Source organism: Streptomyces sp. NPDC051913, from assembly GCF_044593635.1.
GTDB lineage: Bacteria > Actinomycetota > Actinomycetes > Streptomycetales > Streptomycetaceae > Streptomyces.
The window spans coordinates 206594-225551 of the sequence record NZ_JBIUCI010000002.1 but is presented as its reverse complement, the minus strand read 5'-3'; the positions used below and the strand labels follow the sequence as shown (position 1 = coordinate 225551).

Below are 18958 nucleotides of genomic sequence, written 5' to 3'. Positions count from 1 at the left end.
TTCGCCGTCCACCGGGCCCGCCCGCCCGTCAGCCGGGGTCAGCCGACCCGGCAGGGCAACGTGGTCGCCGTGTCACCGCCGGTGCCGGTCACGACGTACCCGAACGTCGCGCTCTGTCCTGGGCTCAAGGACCCGTTCCAGTCGGCGTTGTGGACCATCACGTCCTGACCGGTGTAGGTCGCGTTGCCGCTCCAGAGGCTGTCGACCTTCTGGCCGCTCGGGAGCGTCCAGTCGACCATCCAGCCGAGCATCGGGACGTCGCCGGAGTTGGTGACGGTCACCTCGGACTGGTAGCCGCCGGGCCAACTGCCGGTCGTCCTGCGGGTGGCGCTGCACGTGCCGGGGACCGGGTCGGTCGGGTTGCCCGGTTCGTGGATGCCCGTCACCTCGCCGTTGCCGCCGTCGAAGACGACGTCGGAGCAGGAGTAGAAGGTCTCCGCGCTGTCCGAGCGCTGCCAGACCATGTAAATGATGTGGCGGCCCGACTTGTTCGCCGGAAGCTGCCCGGTCCAGGAGTAGTTGGCCTCGACCGTGCCCGGGGTGCCGTTGAGCGGCGGGTGGTCGACGGAGAGGAAGGGCTGGTCCTCCATGTCGTTCCAGGTGAGGGTCTTGGTCGGGTCGAAGCCGTCCTTGGTGACGTAGACGTAGAACCAACCCGGGTGCGCGGCCCAGGCGTTGTAGGAGAAGTCGACGGTCTTGCCCGAGGTGAGGTGGGTCAACGGCCAGTCGCTGCGGGCGGCGTTGAAGCCGGTGAAGTTGGTGTTGCCGCCGCTGCACAGCTCGCCGTCCGGGACGAAGCCGCGGGTGCGGCCCGCGCCGTCCGAGCGGAGCACCGAGAACCAGTTGTAGAAGGGGGTGGTGCCGCTGACCGCCTGCGCGTTCTTGCAGGCCGGGTTGACCGGCTTGATCTCGCCGGTGTCGGTCAGAGCGTCCTGCCAGCACAGGAAGGTGCGGCTGGCGGGCTTCATCGGGGTGCCGTGGGCCTCCGCCGGTCCGCCGGTCGTCATGACCAGGGCGACGGCGGGGACGGTGGCGAGCAGGGAGACCAGGACGAGGAAGAGGGCTCTGGCCCGGGTGGGGAGCGCTAATCGGCGACCTGGGGACGCCGCTGATTTTGTCAGGATCATGACAGTCCAGTCCGTTCCTTGAGGTACGGGCCGTGCGGATGCGTGTGCGGATGAGCGGGGCGGGTGGCTCCCTTCGGGCAGGTTCCGGTCCACCCGCATGGGAGCGCTCCCACCCCGCCTGTGGCGGAAGGTAGCGCGAACGGGGGCAGGTGTAAACGGTTGGCGCGCGAGGGTTGGCCGTCCGTCAACGGCGGGTCATGGCCTCGCCGGTTCGAGTGGCGGTACCTTCGTACGTACGATCACGCCGCGTGTCGGCGTCCACACTGGCGTCCATGGGAGCAGTGATGACGACACCCCAGCGGGGACCGGCCACCGAGGAGACCTGGATGTTCCCGCCGGCCGACGGCTGGACCTTCGACCAGGTCAAAGCCTTGGAGCTGCCCTTCGACTGGGAACTCGTGGACGGACAGATCGTGGTTCGAGGACAGACCAAGTTTTGGCACAACCGTGTGCGCGACAGGCTGCTCAGGGCCCTTGAAGACGCATGCATCGAGCCGTACGACGCCGTGGCCGAGCAGTGCGTCATGGTCGACGACCAGAACACCAACAAGCCCGACGTGATCGTCTTCGACCCGAGGAAGCTGGGCGTGCTGGAACTCGAGTGCATTCCGGTGGAGAGACTCGCACTGGTCGTCGAGGTCGTGTCCCCCGGCTCTCGCCAGGACGACCGGGTCCGGAAACCCGCACTCTTCGCAGCGAACAAGGTCCCGTACTACTGGCGCGTAGAACTGGACCGAGACGGGAACCTCGCAGTGCACGAGTACTGGCTCAACGCGGACACACGCTCGTACTTCCCAGCGCCGTCACACCCCGTGCACCGCGCCAAGCTCGCCACCGAGTTGCCGTTCCCCGTCGAAATCGATCTCGACCCCATCATCAGCTTCCGATTTCAGCAGTAGCGCCTCACACGGGATACGCCCCCTGAAAGGCGAGCCGCTCCTCCGCCCCCTCCCCCACGTCCGTCAGCAGGTCGTCGAGGTCGAGGAACTCCTCCCACGCCGTCCGTCCGCTCGCCTCGGCCAGCGCGCCGACCACCAGGTCCTCCAGCTCCGCCACCCGCTTGTTCTTCCACGCCTTGTCGGCGAGGCTGACCAGCAGATCCTCGATGGTCACGTCCGGGGCGGTCCAGCTCGCGTGGGTGGCGGCGAAGCGGGCCAGGTGCGGGGCGACGCCGTGGGCCAGCAGCAGCTCCCGACCCGCTGCCTCGTGCGCCGAACCGGGACCGGACAACTCGGCGGTGTGCACGGTCTTGCCGATGTCGTGCGTGGCCGCGCCGAACAGCACGGCCTCACGATCCACTGGGAGTTGCGGATGCCGTCGCGCCAGCCACTCCACCAGCCCGTACGCCACCTCGTGCACCGCCCTCAGGTGCGCGGCCAGTCGGGGTGGCGCGTCGAGTACGCGCAGCAGCTCCGCCGCCCGGTCCGGCAGGGGGCGCAGAGGTGGGTCACCGGGGTCGTGCAGGGCGCGGTGGAGGACGTCGGGGGAGGTCACGCGGAAAGGGTACGGTGCGGGGCAGTGAACTGCGGCTCGGCGGCGACCGGTTGAGCCGGGGCGCCGAGCACGGCGGACCGGAGGCTGAGGCGGCCGGTCTCAACCGCCGCCCAACCCGCCCAGCCAACCCGCCCAGCCACGGTCCCCACCCACCCACAGCCGCCCCCTCAAACCCCCTGCCCAGCCCGCACCCCCTCCCCCCGGGGCACCGCCGGTGCCGGCTCCTCCTTCGCCAGCGGCAGTCGTACCGTGAACTCCGTGCGTCCCGGCGCGCTCTCGACGTCGATGCGGCCGCCATGCGCTGCCGTGATCGCCGCGGCGATGGCGAGGCCGAGGCCGGAGCCTCCTGACTTGGGGTTCGCGCGGGTGCGGGAGGCGTCGGCGCGGGTGAAGCGTTCGAAGACCGTCGGGAGGAGGGCGGGTGGGATGCCGGGGCCGTTGTCGTGGACGCGCACGAGGCAGTGGGCGGCCCCCGTCTCCACGATCGCGACGACCCTCGTGCCCGGGGGTGTGTGCACGCGTGCGTTGGCCAGCAGGTTGGCCACCACCTGGTGCAGGCGGGCCTCGTCGCCGGAGACCAACGGGGGCGCGTCGATACGGAGTTCGAGCTGCCAGTCATGGCTGTCCCCGGCGGCCCGCGCGTCCCAGACCGCCTCGGCGACCAGCGCGGCGACATCGACCTCGGCGGAGTGCAGCGGGCGGCCCTCGTCGAGACGGGCCAGCAGGAGCAGGTCCTCGACGAGGCCGGTCATGCGCGCCGACTCGGCGGAGACGCGGCGCCAGGCCGTGCCCGGTTCGATGCGGTCGGTGCCGCGGTTCATGAGTTCCGCGTAGCCCGCGATCGAGGCGAGAGGGGTGCGCAGCTCATGGCTGGCGTCGGAGAGGAAGCGGCGCATCCGTTCCTCCGTGCGCTGGCGTTCCGTGAGGGACGACTCCACGTGGTCGATCATCCGGTTCAGCGCGGCGCCGACCTGGCCCGCCTCGCTGTCGGGGTCGGTGTCGCGTTCGGGCACGCGAGTCAGCCCGCCCACCTCGCCGCTGCCGAGCGGGGCGCGGGAGACCTCGACGGCGGTGCCGGCGACCCGGCCGAGGGGCCGCAGCTGACGTCGGATGACGACCGCGCACACACAGCCGGCGGCGGTGAGCCCGACGCCCGCGATGGCCACCTCCGCGACGAGCAGGCCGCGGATCATCCGCTGTACGTCGTCCATCGGGATGCCGGCGAGGACCCGTACGCCGTCCTTGTCGACCGCGGTGATCCGGTACGTGCCGAGCCCGGGGATCGTGCGGGTGTGCATCGAACCGTCGGCCTCGATGCCCGCGAGGGCGGCGCGCTGGTCGGCGGTGAGCTGCTGGGTCGTGTACGCGCGGGCCACGACCGCGGCGCTGAGGATGTCGCCGTCGTCGTCGAGCCGGGCGGCCACCATGCCGGTCGGGTGGCCCTGTTCGTGCAGGAAGCCGAGGTCGTCGGCGAGTTGGGGCTGCAACGCGGCGCCGCCCAGGCAGCGTGCGACGGAGTTCTCGACACGGTCGTCCAAGTTGCCGTACAGATAGGCGCGTTGGACGAACGCGGTGGTCAGCGCCATGGCGGCGCAGACGGCGACCAGGGCGAGGGAGATGAACAGGAGCAGGCGCGAGCGCATCGAGCGCAGGCGCCGTCGGGCGGTCATCTGCCGTCCTCCGCCGGCCTGATGGCGTAGCCGAGACCGCGCACGGTGTGGATCATCGGCGCCCGGCCGCGGTCGATCTTGCGGCGGAGGCTGGAGATGTAGACCTCGACGAGGTTGCCGCCGCCGTCGAAGGAGGTGCTCCAGACATGGTCGATGATCTGCGCCTTGCTCAGTACCTGGCGCGGGTGGTCCATCATCAGGCTGAGCAGGTCGAACTCCTTGGCGGTGAGCTGGATGAGCCGGCCCGCGCGGTGCACCTCGCGGGTCTCCTCGGTCAGGACCAGGTCGCCGAGGACGCGTACGGATTCGTCGGGCCGCGCGTGTTCGGCGCCCGCCCGGCGCAGCAGCCCGCGCAGCCGCAGCACGACCTCCTCCAGGGAGAAGGGCTTGGTGACGTAGTCGTCGGCGCCGGCGCCCAGTCCGTCGAGCCGGTGCTCCAGGGCGTCGCGCGCGGTGAGCATGAGGACGGGCAGCTTCGGGTTCTCGTAGCGCAGCCGGCGCAGCACCTGGAGGCCGTCGAGGTCGGGCAGCATCCCGTCGAGGACGACGGCGTGCGGGGCGCAGCCGCGGGCGACCTTCAGCGCGCTCCGGCCGTCCAGCGCCGGGTAGGCCCGCCAGCCCGCCTCCTCGACGGCCACGGAGAGCACGTCGGTGAGCGCGGGCTCGTCGTCGACGATGAGCACGCGGACGCGGCCGTTTCGGTACCGAGCGCTGCCAGTCATGTCCCGATCGTGTCCCGGTCCACTGAGGGAATCCTGTGTTCCACCTGAGGATGGGTGATGACCTGGTGTTTTCAGGAGCGGGTACGGCGAAGGGCCGTGCCCCCGTCACCGGGAACACGGCCCTCACGAACCTCGCGCAAGCCCTGGGAACTAGCCGCGGATCAGGCTGCGCAGCACGTACTGCATGATGCCGCCGTTGCGGTAGTAGTCGGCCTCACCGGGGGTGTCGATGCGGACGACCGCGTCGAACTCGACGCCCGTGTCGGTGGTGACCTTGACCGTGCTCGGGGTGGTGCCGTTGTTCAGCTCGGTCACGCCGGTGATGGAGAAGGTCTCCTCGCCGGTCAGGCCGAGCGTGTCGGCGGACTGGCCGGCCGGGAACTGGAGCGGCAGGACGCCCATGCCAATGAGGTTCGAGCGGTGGATGCGCTCGTACGACTCGGTGATGACGGCCTTGACGCCGAGGAGCGCGGTGCCCTTGGCGGCCCAGTCGCGGGACGAGCCGGAGCCGTACTCCTTGCCGCCCAGGATGACCAGCGGGGTGCCGGCGGCCTGGTAGTTCTGCGAGGCGTCGTAGATGAACGACACCGGCGCGTCGGCCTGAGTGAAGTCGCGGGTGTAGCCGCCCTCGGTGCCCGGCGCGATCTGGTTGCGCAGGCGGATGTTGGCGAACGTACCGCGGATCATGACCTCGTGGTTGCCTCGGCGGGAGCCGTAGGAGTTGAAGTCACGACGCTCCACACCGTGCTCGGTGAGGTACTTGCCGGCCGGGGTGTCGGCCTTGATGGCACCGGCGGGCGAGATGTGGTCGGTGGTGACCGAGTCGCCGAGCTTGGCCAGGACGCGGGCGCCCGTGATGTCGGAGACCGGGGTGGTCTCCATCTTCATGCCCTCGAAGTACGGGGGCTTCCTGACGTACGTCGACTCGGCGTCCCACTCGAAGGTGTCGCCGGTCGGGATCGACAGGGCCTGCCACTGGGCGTCGCCCGCGAAGACGTCCTGGTAGGACTTGGAGAACATGTCCTCGCCGATGGCGTTGGCGACGACGTCGTTGACCTCGGCCTCCGAGGGCCAGATGTCGGCCAGGTAGACCGGCTTGCCGTCCTGGTCGACGCCGAGGGCGTCCTTGGTGATGTCCACCTTCATGGAGCCCGCGAGGGCGTACGCGACGACCAGCGGCGGGGAGGCCAGGTAGTTCATCTTGACGTCGGGGTTGATCCGGCCCTCGAAGTTCCGGTTGCCGGAGAGGACCGAGGTGACCGCGAGGTCGTGGTCGTTGACGGCCTTGGAGACCTCCTCCGGCAGCGGGCCGGAGTTGCCGATGCAGGTGGTGCAGCCGTAGCCGACGAGGTTGAAGCCGACCTTGTCCAGGTACGGCGTCAGACCGGCCTTGTCGAAGTAGTCGGTGACGACCTTCGAGCCCGGGGCGAGGGTGGTCTTGACCCAGGGCTTGCGGGTCAGGCCCTTCTCCACGGCCTTCTTCGCGACGAGCGCGGCGGCGACCATGACGTACGGGTTCGAGGTGTTGGTGCAGGAGGTGATGGCCGCGACCGTCACCGCGCCGTGGTCGATCTCGTACGTCGAACCGTCGGGGGCGGTCACGGTGACCGGGTTGGACGGGGCGCCGTTCGGGGCGACGGCCGGGGCGTCGGAGGCCGGGAAGGACTCCTGGCCGGCCTCGTCCACGCTGTCGACGTAGTTGCGCACGTCGACCTTGAACTGCTCGGCGGCGTTGGCGAGGACGATGCGGTCCTGCGGGCGCTTCGGGCCGGCGATGGACGGGACGACCGTGGAGAGGTCCAGCTCGAGCTTCTCGGAGAAGTCGGGCTCGGCGGCCGGGTCCAGCCAGAGGCCCTGCTCCTTGGCGTACGCCTCGACGAGCGCGACCTGCTCCGCGGAGCGGCCGGTGAGCTTGAGGTAGTTCAGGGTCTCGTCGTCGATCGGGAAGATCGCGGCGGTGGAACCGAACTCCGGCGACATGTTGCCGATGGTGGCGCGGTTGGCCAGCGAGGTGGCGGCGACGCCCTCGCCGTAGAACTCGACGAACTTGCCGACGACGCCGTGCTTGCGCAGCATCTCGGTGATGGTGAGGACGAGGTCCGTGGCGGTGGTGCCCGGGGTCAGCTCACCGGTCAGCTTGAAGCCGACGACGCGCGGGATGAGCATGGAGACGGGCTGGCCGAGCATCGCGGCCTCGGCCTCGATGCCGCCGACGCCCCAGCCGAGCACACCGAGGCCGTTGACCATGGTGGTGTGCGAGTCGGTGCCGACGAGGGTGTCGGGGTACGCCTGGCCGTTGCGGGTCATGACGGTGCGGGCCAGGTGCTCGATGTTGACCTGGTGGACGATACCGGTGCCCGGGGGGACGACCTTGAAGTCGTCGAAGGCGGTCTGGCCCCAGCGCAGGAACTGGTAGCGCTCCTTGTTGCGGCCGTACTCCAGGTCGACGTTCTGCTTGAAGGCGTCGTTGGTGCCGAACTTGTCGGCGATGACGGAGTGGTCGATGACCATCTCGGCCGGGGAGAGCGGGTTGACCTTGGCCGGGTCGCCGCCGAGGGCCTTGACGGCCTCACGCATGGTGGCGAGGTCGACGACACAGGGCACGCCGGTGAAGTCCTGCATGATCACACGGGCGGGCGTGAACTGGATCTCCTGGGACGGCTGGGCCTGGGAGTCCCAGTTGCCGAGGGCACGGATGTGGTCGGCGGTGATGTTCGCGCCGTCCTCGGTGCGCAGGAGGTTCTCCAGCAGCACCTTCAGGCTGTACGGAAGGCGAGCCGAGCCTTCCACCTTGTCCAGCCGGAAGATCTCGTACGACGCGTCGCCCACGTTCAGCGTGGCACGGGCGTCGAAGCTGTTCGCCGACACGACAGTCTCCTTCATTGATGTGCGCGTACTCACCACGATCCTGCCGCCACGGCAACTTGGCCGATCCGCTAAGGTAAGGCTAAGTTAGGTAACCCTTACCGTCGGAGTGACGATGCGGGCGGCTGCGGTGCGCCTGGGCAGATATCTCGATGTCGAGATAACTCTAGTACACGGGGGCTGGATGGTCATGCCCGGCCTCCGTTTGTGACGTCCCACACGACTGGACCACGCCGCGAACCCACCCTCACCGATATGCCATCAGTGCGCCATGTCGGGGTAACCGACAGACACGTTCCGCACCTTCGACACCCGACGGGAGACACAGATGCCGCTCACGTTCCGCAAGAGTTTCCGGATCCTTCCGGGCGTGCGGTTGAACATCAACCGGCGCTCCTGGTCCATCACCACCGGTGGCGGCAGCCACGGGCCGAAGCACACCCACAGCAGCACCGGACGTCGTACGACATCGGTTGATTTGCCTGGACCTTTCGGATGGCGCCGCACCCGTAACGCCAGGCGGCATTGACGCACCATCAGCACCATCACCCGAACAGCCCCCTCGGAAGGCGCCATCTCATATCTGAGATAGCCTCAACCCCATGGCAGACGATTACCTCGTACGCATCGGCAAGCTCATCCGTGACGCCCGGCAACACCGTGGCTGGACACAGTCGCAACTCGCAGAGGCTCTCGGCACCAGCCAGAGCGCTGTGAACCGCATCGAGCGCGGCAACCAGAACATCAGCCTTGAGATGATCGCTCGAATCGGTGAAGCCCTGGAGAGCGAGATCGTCTCTCTGGGCTACGCGGGCCCGATGCATCTGCGAGTCGTCGGCGGGCGCCGGCTCTCCGGCGCCATCGACGTCAAGACCAGCAAGAACGCGTGCGTGGCACTGCTGTGCGCCTCACTGCTCAACAAGGGGCGCACGGTGCTGCGCCGGGTCGCCCGCATCGAGGAGGTCTACCGCCTGCTGGAGGTGCTCAACTCCATCGGCGTACGCACCCGCTGGATCAACGAGGGCGTCGACCTGGAGATCGTGCCGCCGGCGGCGCTGGACATGGACGCGATCGACGCGGACGCGGCCCGCCGCACCCGGTCGATCATCATGTTCCTCGGCCCACTGCTGCACCGCATGGACGGCTTCAAACTGCCGTACGCCGGTGGCTGCGACCTCGGCACGCGGACCATCGAGCCGCACATGATCGCCCTGCGCCGCTTCGGCCTGGACATCGCGGCGACCGAGGGGCTCTACCACGCGCGGGTGGACCGCGCGATCTCCCCCGACCGCCCGATCGTGCTGACCGAGCGCGGCGACACGGTGACCGAGAACGCGCTGCTGGCCGCCGCGCGCCACGACGGCGTCACGGTCATCCGCAACGCGTCCTCCAACTACATGGTCCAGGACCTCTGCTTCTTCCTGGAGGCGCTCGGCGTCAAGGTGGAGGGCATCGGCACCACGACCCTCACCGTGCACGGCGTGCCGACCATCGACGTCGACGTCGACTACTCCCCCTCCGAGGACCCGGTCGAGGCGATGAGCCTGCTGGCCGCCGCGGTGGTCACGGAGTCGGAGCTGACGGTCCGCCGGGTGCCCATCGAGTTCCTGGAGATCGAGCTCGCGGTCCTGGAGGAGATGGGCCTCGACCACGACCGTACGCCGGAGTACTTCGCCGACAACGGCCGCACCCGCCTGGTGGACCTCACCGTCCGCCCGAGCAAGCTCGAAGCCCCGATCGACAAGATCCACCCGATGCCGTTCCCGGGCCTCAACATCGACAACGTCCCGTTCTTCGCGGCCATCGCGGCCTCCGCGCAGGGCCAGACGCTGATCCACGACTGGGTCTACGACAACCGCGCGATCTATCTGACGGACCTCAACCGCCTCGGCGGCCGCCTCCAACTCCTCGACCCCCACCGGGTGTTGGTCGAGGGCCCGACCCGCTGGCGCGCCGCCGAGATGATGTGCCCGCCGGCCCTACGCCCCGCGGTGGTCGTCCTGCTGGCGATGATGGCGGCGGAGGGCACGTCCGTGCTGCGCAACGTCTACGTCATCAACCGCGGCTACGAGGACCTCGCCGAGCGTCTCAACACGATCGGGGCGCAGATCGAGATCTTCCGGGACATCTGACCCCCACGGCTCGACTGTGGGGGACGGTGCCGGGAGCACCCCCGGCACCGTCCCCCACACCCACCACCACGAGCGCCCACCCGCCTCTTTCGCCGGACTTCAGCGCGTAGCGACCTCGTGCTCGGTCCGCTTCTCCGCCTCGGGTGTCGCCCGCGCGGGCAGCTTCGCGCCCTCGATGTCGACGTCCGGTGTGACGCGGTCCAGCCAGGCAGGCAGTCCCCAGGCGCGGCGGCCGAGCAGGGCCATGACCGCCGGTACGAGGGTCATGCGGACCACGAACGCGTCGACGAACACGCCGAAGGCCAGGGCGAAGCCGATGGACTTGATGATCGGGTCGTGGTTGAAGACGAACCCTCCGAAGACCGCGACCATGATGAGCGCGGCGGCGCTGACGACCCGCCCACTGCGGGCGAAGCCCTGGGTGACGGCCTCGGCGGCGTCGCCCGTGTGCTCGTGGTGTTCGCGCATCCGGCTGACGAGGAACACCTCGTAGTCCATGGCCAGTCCGAACAGGACGCCGATGAGCAGCACCGGAAGGAAGCTGGTCACCGGGCCCGCGGACGGGATGTCGAGGACGCCGCTCAGGTGGCCGTCCTGGAAGACCCAGACCGTGGCGCCGAGGGAAGCGGCGACGGACAGCAGGAAGCCGAGGGCCGCCTTGACCGGGACGAGCAGGGACCGGAAGGCGAGGGTGAGCAGGATCAGGGCGAGGATCACGATGATCGCGATGAACAGCGGCAGCGCGTCGGACAGTTTCCCGGCCACGTCGATCGCCGCGGCCGTCTGGCCGGCGATGTAGAGGGTGCCGCCCGCCTTCTCGACCGTGGTCGCGTTCTCCCGCAGCCGGTGCACGAGGTCGGTGGTGGCCTGGGCGTCGGGGCCGGTCCTGGGGACGACGGCGATGACGGCGAGGGTGGAGTCCGCGTTGGCCACCGGCGCGGCGGCGACGGCCACGCCTCGGTCGCCCGCGAGGGCGGTACGGAGCTGAGTCACGGTCGCCGTGCGGTCGGCGGCGGGCACGCGGTCGAGGTCGACCACGGCCGTGAGGGTGGCGTTGAAGCCGGGGCCGAAGCCGTCCGTCAGCAGGTCGTAGCTCTTGTGCTGGGTGCTGTCGACCGGCTGTGAGGCGTTGCTGGGCAGGCCGAGGCGCAGGTCGCGGGCCGGGAGGGCCAGCGCGAGCAGCCCGATGACACCGGCGAGGAGGACCAGCAGGGGCTTGCGGGTCACCGCACGCGCCCAGGCCAACCCCCAGGAGCCGGGGGCGCGTCGAGTCGTACGGCCGCCGCGGTCGCGTGGGCGCAGCCGCTCGCCGAAGAAGCCCAGGGCGGCCGGTACGAGGCTGACGGCGATCAGCACCGCGAGGGCCACGGTGGCCGCGGCGGCCAGGCCCATCACCGTCAGGAAGGGGATGCCGGTGACCGCGAGCGCGGCGAGCGCGATGATGACGGTCGCCCCGGCGAACACGACCGCGCTTCCGGCGGTGGCCACCGCGCGGGCGATCGAGTCCGCCACGTCCTGTTCGGGGTCGGCGAGTTGCTCGCGGTGGCGGGAGATGATGAAGAGGGCGTAGTCGATGCCCACGGCCAGCCCGATCATCAGGGCGAGCACGGTGGCGGTGGACGTCATCTCGACGTACCGGCTGACGAACTCGACGCCCAGGACGCCGATCGCCACCCCGACCAGGGCGGTGAGCAGCGGCAGTCCGGCGGCCACGAGGGAGCCGAGGGCGAGGGCCAGGACGGCGAAGGCGACGACCACGCCGACGATCTCGGCGGGTCCGCCGACCTCGGTCTTGGGTTCCATCGCTGAGCCGCCGAACTCGACCTCCAGACCGGCGTCGCGGGCCTGGTCCATCGCCTTCGACAGGGCGTCCTTGGCCTCCTGCGAGACATCGCTGGCCTGCTGTCCGAAGCGGACGTCCGCGTAGCCGATCCGCTGGTCCGCGGAGACGGTCCTGGCCTTCAGCGGGTCGGAGACATCCACGACGCCGGGGACTTGCGCGGCCTTCTTGAGGCTCGCCTCCAGGGCCGCCGAGGTCTTCGGCGCGCTGAGTTTCTCGCCCTCGGGCGCCGCGAGGACGACCCGCGCGACGCCGCCCGCCGCCTCCGGGAACTTCTCCTTGAGCAGGTCCTGCGCCTGCTGCGACTCGATCCCCGGCACCGAGAACTCGGTCGTCACCTTGCCGTGCAGTGTGATCCCGAGGCCGCCGACGACGGTGAGCAGCAGCAACCAGACCGCGACGACCCGGCCGCGTCGGCGCACGGCCCAGCGCGCCCAGTCGTACAGGCGTGACGCCATGTTCGTTCTCCCTCTCGCTCGCTTCACACCGCCTTCGTTACACCGTACGGCATTTTTACAGTGGACTGTAAAATCACCGTCGATGGTAAAGTACGGGTCATGATGAGCGAGGGTCTGCGGGAACGTTCCAAGGCGCGGCGCAGAGAAGCGATCCTCCGGGCGGCCTACGAACTGTTCGCCGACCACGGCTTCGAGGCGACGACGATCGCCGACATCGCGGCGGCGGCGGAGGTCTCCCCGCGTACCGTCACGCTCTACTTCCCGTCGAAGCTGGAGCTGGCGACCTCCCACGTCGACGCCGCCGCGGACCGGCTGGCGACCGCGTTGCGCGAACGGCCGGACGGGCGGACGACGGTGGACGCGCTGGAGGGGTGGCTGCGCGCGGAGGCCGCCGACCCCGACCCCCTCGAAGACCTCCACGACCGGATGCTCGACCTGAACCCGCAGCTCAGGGCCGTCACCAATCTCCGTCTCACCGAGGTCATCCAGGAGGGCGCCCGCATCCTCGCCGAGGAACGCGGCGACGACCCGGACGACTTCGGGCCCCGGATGGCGGCGGCAGCGGCGGCGGCCGTCGTCAGCGAGGTCTGCCACCACGCCGAGGAGGCCGAGATCGACCGCGCGATGGCCTTCCTGCGCGCGGGCCTCGCGACGCTGGACGCGGAGCCCGGACGCGGTTGACACAGCGAGCGGGGCCGACGCGGGCATCACGCGCACGCACGGCGGCTGCGACGGGCCGGCGAGGGGCAAGGCAACGGGGGACCGACACCATCGAGTCCACCGGCCGGCGCGTCCTACGGGCCCGCGATCCACGCGGCGACCTCATGGCCGAGGGACACCGCCTCGACACCCGGCGGCGGGTTCACGGCCCAGGGACACCACCTCGACACCCGACGGCAGCCGCGTGGACAACTCACCAGTACTGGCGAACGGCCGGTTGTTCTCGTCACCGAGGGTCTCCAGCCCCCTCCGGCGCCGGAGGGGGCTGCCCGTGCCGCTCCCTGGACGCCGTACCGCTCGCGGACGAGGAGTGCCCGCCCTTTACGCGCGCCGGGTAGCGACCCGCCCGCCCGCCGCGGATCGCGAGGTCGGCGCCGTCCCGGCTCAGGCCGTCGCCGCTGCCGCCGCCCTTCCCGCCTGGCGGCCCGAGAACAGGCAGCCGCCGAGGAAGGTGCCCTCCAGGGAGCGGTAGCCGTGGACTCCGCCGCCGCCGAATCCTGCGACCTCCCCGGCCGCGTACAGGCCCGGTATGGGGTTACCGGACCCGTGGTGGAGTACGCGGCCGGAGAGGTCTGTCTGGAGGCCGCCGAGGGTCTTGCGGGTGAGGATGTTGAGGCGTACGGCGATCAGCGGACCGGCGCCGGGATCAAGGATCTTGTGGATGGACGCCGTACGACTCAGCGTGTCGCCCGGGTAGTTGAGGGCGTTGCGGATGCCCATGACCTGGGCGTCCTTGGTGTACGGGTTGTCGATCTCACGGTCACGGGCCTCGATCTGCCGTTTGAGGCCGGCGAGGTCGATGAGCCCGTCGCCGGTCAACTCGTTCATTCCGGCGACGAGTTCCCCCAGGGAGTCGGCCACCACGAAATCGGCACCCTTCTCCTTGAACCGCTCGATCGGCTCCGGGGTCTGCCAGATGCGGGACAGCAGCATCCAGATGTTCTTCTCGGTCAGGTCGGGGTTCTGCTCCGAGCCCGACAGCGCGAACTCCTTGGCGATGATCTTCTGCGTGGTGACGAACCAGGAGTAGTCGTAGCCCGTGTCGCGGATCGACTTGAGGGTGTGGAGCGTGTCGTAGCCCGGGATGTCGGGGGCCGAGAAGCGCTTGCCGGTGGCGTCGAACCACATCGAGGACGGACCCGGCAGGATACGGATGCCGTGGTCCGGCCAGATCGGGTCGTAGTTCTGGAGACCCTCGGTGTAGTGCCACATGCGGTCGGGGTTGACGATCCGGCCGCCCGCCTGCTCGGTGATCGCCAGCATCCGTCCGTCGACATGCGCGGGGACACCGGTGATCATCGACTTGGGGGGTGTGCCGAGACGGGCCGGCCAATTGGCGCGTACGAGATCGTGGTTGGCGCCGATACCGCCCGAGGTGACGACCACGACCGGGGCGCGCAGCTCGAACTCGCCGACGACCGTGCGGGAGCTGGGCTTGCCGCGGGCGGCCCCGCTGGGCTCCAGGATCGCGCCGCGTACGCCGGTGACGGCGCCGCCGGTGGTCATCAACTCGTCCACGCGGTGCCGGAACCGGAAGGTGACCCTGCCGGCGTCGACCGCCGCGCGGACCTTCTTCTCGAAGGGTTCCACCACCGCCGGTCCGGTGCCCCAGGTGACATGGAAGCGGGGCACCGAGTTGCCGTGTCCGTCCGCGAGCCCGCCGCCGCGCTCGGCCCAGCCGACGATCGGGAACCACTGCATGCCGAGCCCGGCGAGCCAGGACCGCTTCTCGCCGGACGCGAAGTCCACATACGCCTCGGCCCACTTGTAGGCCCAGTGGTCAGGTCCGGAGGGGTCGTCGACGCCCCGGTCGAAGCCGGCCGTGCCGAGCCAGTCCTGCCAGGCCAGGTCGTGGGAGTCCTTGACGCCCATGAGCCGCTGCTCGGCGGAGTCGACGAAGAACAGCCCGCCGAACGACCAGAAGGCCTGCCCGCCGAGGCTCGCCTCCGGCTCCTGGTCGAGGAGCAGCACCTTGCGCCCCGCGGCGGCGAGTTCGGCGGTGGCGACCAGTCCGGCGAGCCCGTGCCCGACGACGATCGCGTCCGCGTCCTGCGCCTGGGCCGCGAAGGCGGGGAACGCCGCCTGGGCGAGGGCGGCGCCGGCGAGGACCCCGCCGGCGACGGTGAGGGCGCGGCGGCGGGTGAGGGTGACGGGGTCCGAGTTCTCCATCCGGGCGTTCCTCCAGTGTTACCGTCGGTAGCCCACTAGGTAAACAGCTCACCAAGACAGTGCGGTAGTCGCCGGACGCCAACACCGCCGCGGCTTCTTTGTGGCCCGGCCACACAGCCGGCCACACAGAGGGGGCCCATGACCGTCGTCCACGACCCCGAGCCCGTCGTCGAGATCCTGCGTGCCATGGCCGCCGACACCGACGTCCGCGGCGAACTCGTCCGCGCGGCCCGCAGCCGCTCCCCCGAACTGGCCCGGCTCTCCGAGGCCGAGACCCGCGCGCACGTCACCGCGCTCATCCGCGCGGCCGGCGCCTGGTTCGCCGCCCTCGACCAGGTGGAGGCCCTGCCCGACCAGGACTTCGCCGCCGCGCTGCTGCTCGGCGCCGACCGGGCCGCCCAGGGCGTTCCGATCACCGCCGTGCTGCGCGGCGTGCAGGCCGCACTCACCCGCGCCGTCGAGATCACCGTGGAGCGCTGCCGGTCGGCCGGCGTCCCCGACGGAGTCCTGCTGTCCGTGGTCCTGCGGATGCAGGAGTACGGCGACGCGGTCGAGCGGCATGTCGTCGGCGGTTACCGCGCCGCCGAGCAGCAGCCGCCGCGCGAGACCGGCGCTCTGCGCACCCGGCTCCTGGGCCGCCTCCTGCTCGACGGACTCGTACCGCCGGAGGGCGAGTTGACGCGGGCGGGGCTGCGCCCCGGCCCCGGCGGTCTGCGCCACTGCCTGGCCGCCGACCCGGCGGACCCGGCCGCGCTGCCCGCGCTGCGCGCGGCGACCGCGGTGGTCGAGGGACGGCTGGCCGGGCTGTGCCCGCGGCCGCCCGCGCCGGAGGAGATCGGCCCCGGCACGCTGGTGGTGCTCGCGCCGGCCGCTCCCCCGGCGGAACTGCGCGCCCTGTACCGGCTGTGCGTCAAGGCGTTGGACGTCGGGCGGCACCAGGGCCGGGAGGGGCTGTACGACCTCACGGACCTCGCCGCCGAGATCGCCCTGGCCGAACAGCCGCTCCTCGGTACGCTGGTGAGCCGACGCCTGCTGGCGGGCCTCGACCCGGCGGACGGCTTCCACCGGCAGCTCGCGGTGACCGCGCTGACGTATCTGGACAGCGGGCGCCGCCTGGACCAGACGGCGTCGGCCCTGTTCACCCACCCCAACACCGTCCGCTACCGGCTGGGCCGGCTCCAGCAGCTCACCGCCGGGGCGCTCACCGACCTGCCGCCGGTCGAGACGCTGCACTGGCGGTGGGCGCTCACCACCTGGCTGGAGGTCAGCCCTCGGGCGTCAACGTGACGTCCTGCTGCTGCGCCGCGTGGAACCGGGGCAGGGGCAGACCGCCGCCCCGCAGTTCCATGACGGTCGCCTCGACGTGCGCCGCGCCGGGCTCCAGCGCGCCGGTGTCGACCTTCCCGGTGTTCTCCCAGCGGTGCTCGGCGCCGTCGCACACGGCGCTGGTGCCGCCGATGCCGTGGCGGACGGACGGCGACTTCTGTCCCACGGAGGAACTCACGAAGACGGGGCCGCTGTTGCCGAGGCAGCGGTAGGTGCCGGAGAGGGTGACGGTGCCGTCCGCGGCGAGGGTGCCGGTCGGGTCGACGGTCACGGTCTCATAAGGGTCGGCGGTGGCGACGGGGGCTGCGGCCAGGAGGAGGAGCGTGGCGGCGGCGAGGGCGGGGCGGAGGAACATGACACGGTCTCCCGGGTGGGTGGAGTAGGGGACTCCACTGGTACCGGTCGGGCGCGTCGAGGAGCGTGATCGTCACTCCTTCGGTGGCGAGTCCGCAGCGGTCTTCTGGGATCGGTCCGGGTGTTGTCCGCGTGTTGTCACGGTTGGCGTCCGGCTGTTCCGATGCGTTCGCGGCGGGAGCATGGTCTGTCCATAGGGACGGCCCGTACGGCTCGTCCTCCCGATGTGGAGGTGCGTCATGTGTTCTCGTCAGCCTTCGTGCTCTGCCTCCGACGCCCACGTTGTCGCCGCGCATCCTGAGCAGGGGTGGAGCTTGCTGTGTGACGGGTCGATCGTGTTCGACGACTCGGGTGAGTTGTTGGCGGACGGGCGTGTTGTTGCGCCTCATCGGGTGGGGGTCGAGCTGGCTGTCGCGGCTTGAGGCCGGTGGGGGCTGGTCGCGCAGTTCCCCGCGCCCCTAAGGCATTACCGCGAAGCCGTCCAGTTCTACCAGCGCCTGCTTGTCCCAGAGTCGGACTACCTCCACCACCGCCATCGCTGGATAGTCCCTCCCCGCCAACGTCCGCCAAATGCGGCCCAGTTCGGGCGCCTTCTCCCGGTACTCGGCGACATCCGTGGCGTAGACCGTGACCCTGGCCAGGTCCGCCGGAGTGCCGCCCGCCGCTCGTAGGGCCGTCAGCAGGTTCGTCAGAGCCCTCTCGAACTGCTCGGGGAGCGTTTCCCCGACCACCTTCCCCTCCGCGTCGAGCGCCGTCTGGCCCGCCAGGAACACCACCCGCGACCCCGTCGCCACCACCGCGTGCGAGAAGCCGGTGGGTGGAGACAGCTCGGGCGGGTTGATGCGCTCGGTGCTCACCGGGACGCCTCCCTCTCCGCGTGGAAATCCCTGTACAACTCCTTCGCGATGATGCCCCGTTGCACCTCGCTGGCCCCCTCGTAGATCCGTGGCGCCCGCACCTCCCGGTACAGGTGCTCCAGCAGATGCCCGCGCCGCAGCGCCCGCGCGCCGTGGAGTTGGACGGCCTTGTCGACGACGTGCTGCGCGGTCTCGGTGGCGAGCAGCTTCGCCATCGCCGCGCGCTTGGGGACGTCCGGGGCGCCCTGGTCGTACGCCGTCGCCGCCGCGTACACCATGAGGCGGGCCGCGTCGGTGCGCAGGGCGAGTTCGGCGACCTCGTGGGCGACGGACTGGAGGTCCTTCAACTTGACGCCGAACGCGTCCCGTTGCGCCGTGTGGGCGAGCGTCGCGTCCAGGGCCGCCTGCGCCATGCCCACCGCGAACGCGCCGACGCTCGGCCGGAACAGGTTCAGCGTGCCCATCGCGACCCGGAAGCCCCGGTCCACCTCGCCGAGCACGTCGTCCGCGGTGACGGGTACGGCGTCGAAGGCCAGGGTGCCGATGGGGTGCGGGGAGAGCATGTCGAGGGCGGCGCCGGTGAGCCCGGGACGGTCGGCGGGGACGAGGAAGGCGGTCACACCGCGGGCGCCGGCCGCGCCGCCGGTCCGGGCGAAGACGGTGTAGAAGTCGGCCTCGGGGGCGTTGGAGATCCAGCACTTCTCACCCGTGAGCCGCCAGCCGTCGATGCCGTCCGGCTCAGCCCTCAGCGACAGCGCCGCCGCGTCCGACCCCGCCCCCGGCTCGCTCAGTGCGAACGCCGCCACCGCGCTTCCCTCGCTCACCCGTGGCAGCCAGCGGGCCCGCTGGGCCGGGGTGCCGTGCGCGTGGACCGGGTGGGCGCCGAGACCTTGCAGGGCGAGGGACGTCTCCGCCTCGGTGCAGGCGTAGGCGAGGGACTCCCGCATCAGGCACAGGTCGAGCGCGCCGGAGCGGAACAGGCGCTCCAGCAGACCGAGCCGGCCGAGTTCGGCGACCAGGGGCCGGTTGACGTGCCCCGGCTCGCCCTTCTCCGCGAGCGGACGCAGCCGTTCCGCCGCCATCGCACGCAGCTCCGCACACCAGGCGTTCTGTACCGGATCGAGCGAGAATGCGGGCATTGCCGGTCCCCTCTCTCCACTGGACCCCTCGACGATATCGCGTCCCATTGACTGTCGTCACCAACGCGATACGCTCCTTCAGCGA

16 protein-coding genes are annotated in these 18958 nt (G+C 70.6%); 6 read left to right on the top strand and 10 right to left on the bottom strand.

The window, feature by feature from the left end; translation table 11 throughout:
• Window positions 1-38: 38 nt before the first annotated feature.
• A complete protein-coding gene (locus ACIHIX_RS06370; RefSeq protein ID WP_399950557.1) occupies window positions 39-1127 on the bottom strand; it encodes a lytic polysaccharide monooxygenase in 1089 nt (362 codons plus the stop codon).
• 326 nt (window positions 1128-1453) lie between these two features.
• On the opposite strand from ACIHIX_RS06370, the gene ACIHIX_RS06365 reads away from it, so the two are divergent.
• Complete coding sequence (locus tag ACIHIX_RS06365; protein WP_399950554.1) at window positions 1454-2026, top strand: Uma2 family endonuclease; 573 nt, start codon at window positions 1454-1456, stop codon at window positions 2024-2026.
• Window positions 2027-2030: 4 nt separating this feature from the next.
• Here ACIHIX_RS06365 and ACIHIX_RS06360 read toward each other — a convergent pair whose 3' ends face one another.
• From ACIHIX_RS06360 to acnA, 4 genes are all read right to left on the bottom strand, one after another.
• The gene (locus tag ACIHIX_RS06360; RefSeq protein WP_399950551.1) at window positions 2031-2621 is read right to left on the bottom strand and encodes an HD domain-containing protein; all 591 of its coding nucleotides are present in this window, start codon (window positions 2619-2621) and stop codon (window positions 2031-2033) included.
• A 167-nt stretch (window positions 2622-2788) separates the two neighbouring features.
• A complete protein-coding gene (locus ACIHIX_RS06355; protein WP_399950548.1) occupies window positions 2789-4291 on the bottom strand; it encodes an ATP-binding protein in 1503 nt (500 codons plus the stop codon).
• Window positions 4288-5013, bottom strand: coding sequence for a response regulator transcription factor (locus ACIHIX_RS06350; protein WP_399950545.1), 726 nt, complete (start codon window positions 5011-5013; stop codon window positions 4288-4290). The genes ACIHIX_RS06355 and ACIHIX_RS06350 overlap by 4 nt, the downstream gene beginning before the upstream one ends.
• 150 nt (window positions 5014-5163) lie before the next feature.
• Window positions 5164-7881, bottom strand: coding sequence for an aconitate hydratase AcnA (acnA, locus tag ACIHIX_RS06345; protein WP_399950542.1), 2718 nt, complete (start codon window positions 7879-7881; stop codon window positions 5164-5166).
• Window positions 7882-8206: 325 nt separating this feature from the next.
• On the opposite strand from acnA, the gene ACIHIX_RS06340 reads away from it, so the two are divergent.
• Both ACIHIX_RS06340 and ACIHIX_RS06335 read left to right on the top strand, forming a co-directional pair.
• A complete protein-coding gene (locus tag ACIHIX_RS06340) occupies window positions 8207-8407 on the top strand; it encodes a DUF4236 domain-containing protein (protein WP_329333652.1) in 201 nt (66 codons plus the stop codon).
• Window positions 8408-8480: 73 nt separating this feature from the next.
• Window positions 8481-10010 (top strand): helix-turn-helix domain-containing protein, encoded by a 1530-nt coding sequence (locus tag ACIHIX_RS06335; protein WP_399950538.1) that lies wholly within the window; start codon window positions 8481-8483, stop codon window positions 10008-10010.
• Between the two features lie 99 nt (window positions 10011-10109).
• Here the strand turns inward: ACIHIX_RS06335 and ACIHIX_RS06330 are convergent, their stop codons facing one another.
• The gene (locus tag ACIHIX_RS06330) at window positions 10110-12308 is read right to left on the bottom strand and encodes an MMPL family transporter (RefSeq protein WP_399950535.1); all 2199 of its coding nucleotides are present in this window, start codon (window positions 12306-12308) and stop codon (window positions 10110-10112) included.
• A gap of 99 nt (window positions 12309-12407) precedes the next feature.
• Between ACIHIX_RS06330 and ACIHIX_RS06325 the strand changes: the two genes are divergently transcribed.
• Window positions 12408-12989 (top strand): TetR/AcrR family transcriptional regulator, encoded by a 582-nt coding sequence (locus ACIHIX_RS06325; RefSeq protein ID WP_399950533.1) that lies wholly within the window; start codon window positions 12408-12410, stop codon window positions 12987-12989.
• 423 nt (window positions 12990-13412) lie between these two features.
• Here the strand turns inward: ACIHIX_RS06325 and ACIHIX_RS06320 are convergent, their stop codons facing one another.
• Window positions 13413-15197, bottom strand: coding sequence for an FAD-binding dehydrogenase (locus ACIHIX_RS06320; RefSeq protein WP_399950530.1), 1785 nt, complete (start codon window positions 15195-15197; stop codon window positions 13413-13415).
• A 138-nt stretch (window positions 15198-15335) separates the two neighbouring features.
• Between ACIHIX_RS06320 and ACIHIX_RS06315 the strand changes: the two genes are divergently transcribed.
• Complete coding sequence (locus ACIHIX_RS06315; protein WP_399950527.1) at window positions 15336-16484, top strand: PucR family transcriptional regulator; 1149 nt, start codon at window positions 15336-15338, stop codon at window positions 16482-16484.
• Here ACIHIX_RS06315 and ACIHIX_RS06310 read toward each other — a convergent pair.
• Window positions 16462-16878, bottom strand: a complete 417-nt coding sequence (locus ACIHIX_RS06310; RefSeq protein WP_399950524.1) for a DUF6299 family protein — start codon at window positions 16876-16878, stop codon at window positions 16462-16464. The two genes, ACIHIX_RS06315 and ACIHIX_RS06310, sit on opposite strands and share 23 nt — an antisense overlap.
• Before the next feature lie 238 nt (window positions 16879-17116).
• Between ACIHIX_RS06310 and ACIHIX_RS06305 the strand changes: the two genes are divergently transcribed.
• Window positions 17117-17299 (top strand): DUF5999 family protein, encoded by a 183-nt coding sequence (locus ACIHIX_RS06305; protein WP_399950521.1) that lies wholly within the window; start codon window positions 17117-17119, stop codon window positions 17297-17299.
• 36 nt (window positions 17300-17335) lie between these two features.
• Here ACIHIX_RS06305 and ACIHIX_RS06300 read toward each other — a convergent pair whose 3' ends face one another.
• Both ACIHIX_RS06300 and ACIHIX_RS06295 read right to left on the bottom strand, forming a co-directional pair.
• Entirely contained in the window at window positions 17336-17734 is a 399-nt protein-coding gene (locus tag ACIHIX_RS06300; RefSeq protein ID WP_399950519.1) for a RidA family protein, read from the bottom strand.
• Complete coding sequence (locus ACIHIX_RS06295) at window positions 17731-18873, bottom strand: acyl-CoA dehydrogenase family protein (protein ID WP_399950516.1); 1143 nt, start codon at window positions 18871-18873, stop codon at window positions 17731-17733. Before ACIHIX_RS06295 ends, ACIHIX_RS06300 begins: the two co-directional genes overlap by 4 nt.
• Between the last annotated feature and the right edge of the window lie 85 nt (window positions 18874-18958).

What these genes read in the sequence shown, in the direction of transcription:
- ACIHIX_RS06370 (WP_399950557.1), bottom strand. Translation starts at nt 1,127, where the DNA reads ATGATCCTGACAAAATCAGCGGCGTCCCCAGGTCGCCGATTAGCGCTC.
- ACIHIX_RS06365 (WP_399950554.1), top strand. Translation starts at nt 1,454, where the DNA reads ATGTTCCCGCCGGCCGACGGCTGGACCTTCGACCAGGTCAAAGCCTTG.
- ACIHIX_RS06355 (WP_399950548.1), bottom strand. Translation starts at nt 4,291, where the DNA reads ATGACCGCCCGACGGCGCCTGCGCTCGATGCGCTCGCGCCTGCTCCTG.
- ACIHIX_RS06350 (WP_399950545.1), bottom strand. Translation starts at nt 5,013, where the DNA reads ATGACTGGCAGCGCTCGGTACCGAAACGGCCGCGTCCGCGTGCTCATC.
- ACIHIX_RS06340 (WP_329333652.1), top strand. Translation starts at nt 8,207, where the DNA reads ATGCCGCTCACGTTCCGCAAGAGTTTCCGGATCCTTCCGGGCGTGCGG.
- ACIHIX_RS06335 (WP_399950538.1), top strand. Translation starts at nt 8,481, where the DNA reads ATGGCAGACGATTACCTCGTACGCATCGGCAAGCTCATCCGTGACGCC.
- ACIHIX_RS06330 (WP_399950535.1), bottom strand. Translation starts at nt 12,308, where the DNA reads ATGGCGTCACGCCTGTACGACTGGGCGCGCTGGGCCGTGCGCCGACGC.
- ACIHIX_RS06325 (WP_399950533.1), top strand. Translation starts at nt 12,408, where the DNA reads ATGATGAGCGAGGGTCTGCGGGAACGTTCCAAGGCGCGGCGCAGAGAA.
- ACIHIX_RS06320 (WP_399950530.1), bottom strand. Translation starts at nt 15,197, where the DNA reads ATGGAGAACTCGGACCCCGTCACCCTCACCCGCCGCCGCGCCCTCACC.
- ACIHIX_RS06315 (WP_399950527.1), top strand. Translation starts at nt 15,336, where the DNA reads ATGACCGTCGTCCACGACCCCGAGCCCGTCGTCGAGATCCTGCGTGCC.
- ACIHIX_RS06310 (WP_399950524.1), bottom strand. Translation starts at nt 16,878, where the DNA reads ATGTTCCTCCGCCCCGCCCTCGCCGCCGCCACGCTCCTCCTCCTGGCC.
- ACIHIX_RS06305 (WP_399950521.1), top strand. Translation starts at nt 17,117, where the DNA reads ATGTGTTCTCGTCAGCCTTCGTGCTCTGCCTCCGACGCCCACGTTGTC.
- ACIHIX_RS06295 (WP_399950516.1), bottom strand. Translation starts at nt 18,873, where the DNA reads ATGCCCGCATTCTCGCTCGATCCGGTACAGAACGCCTGGTGTGCGGAG.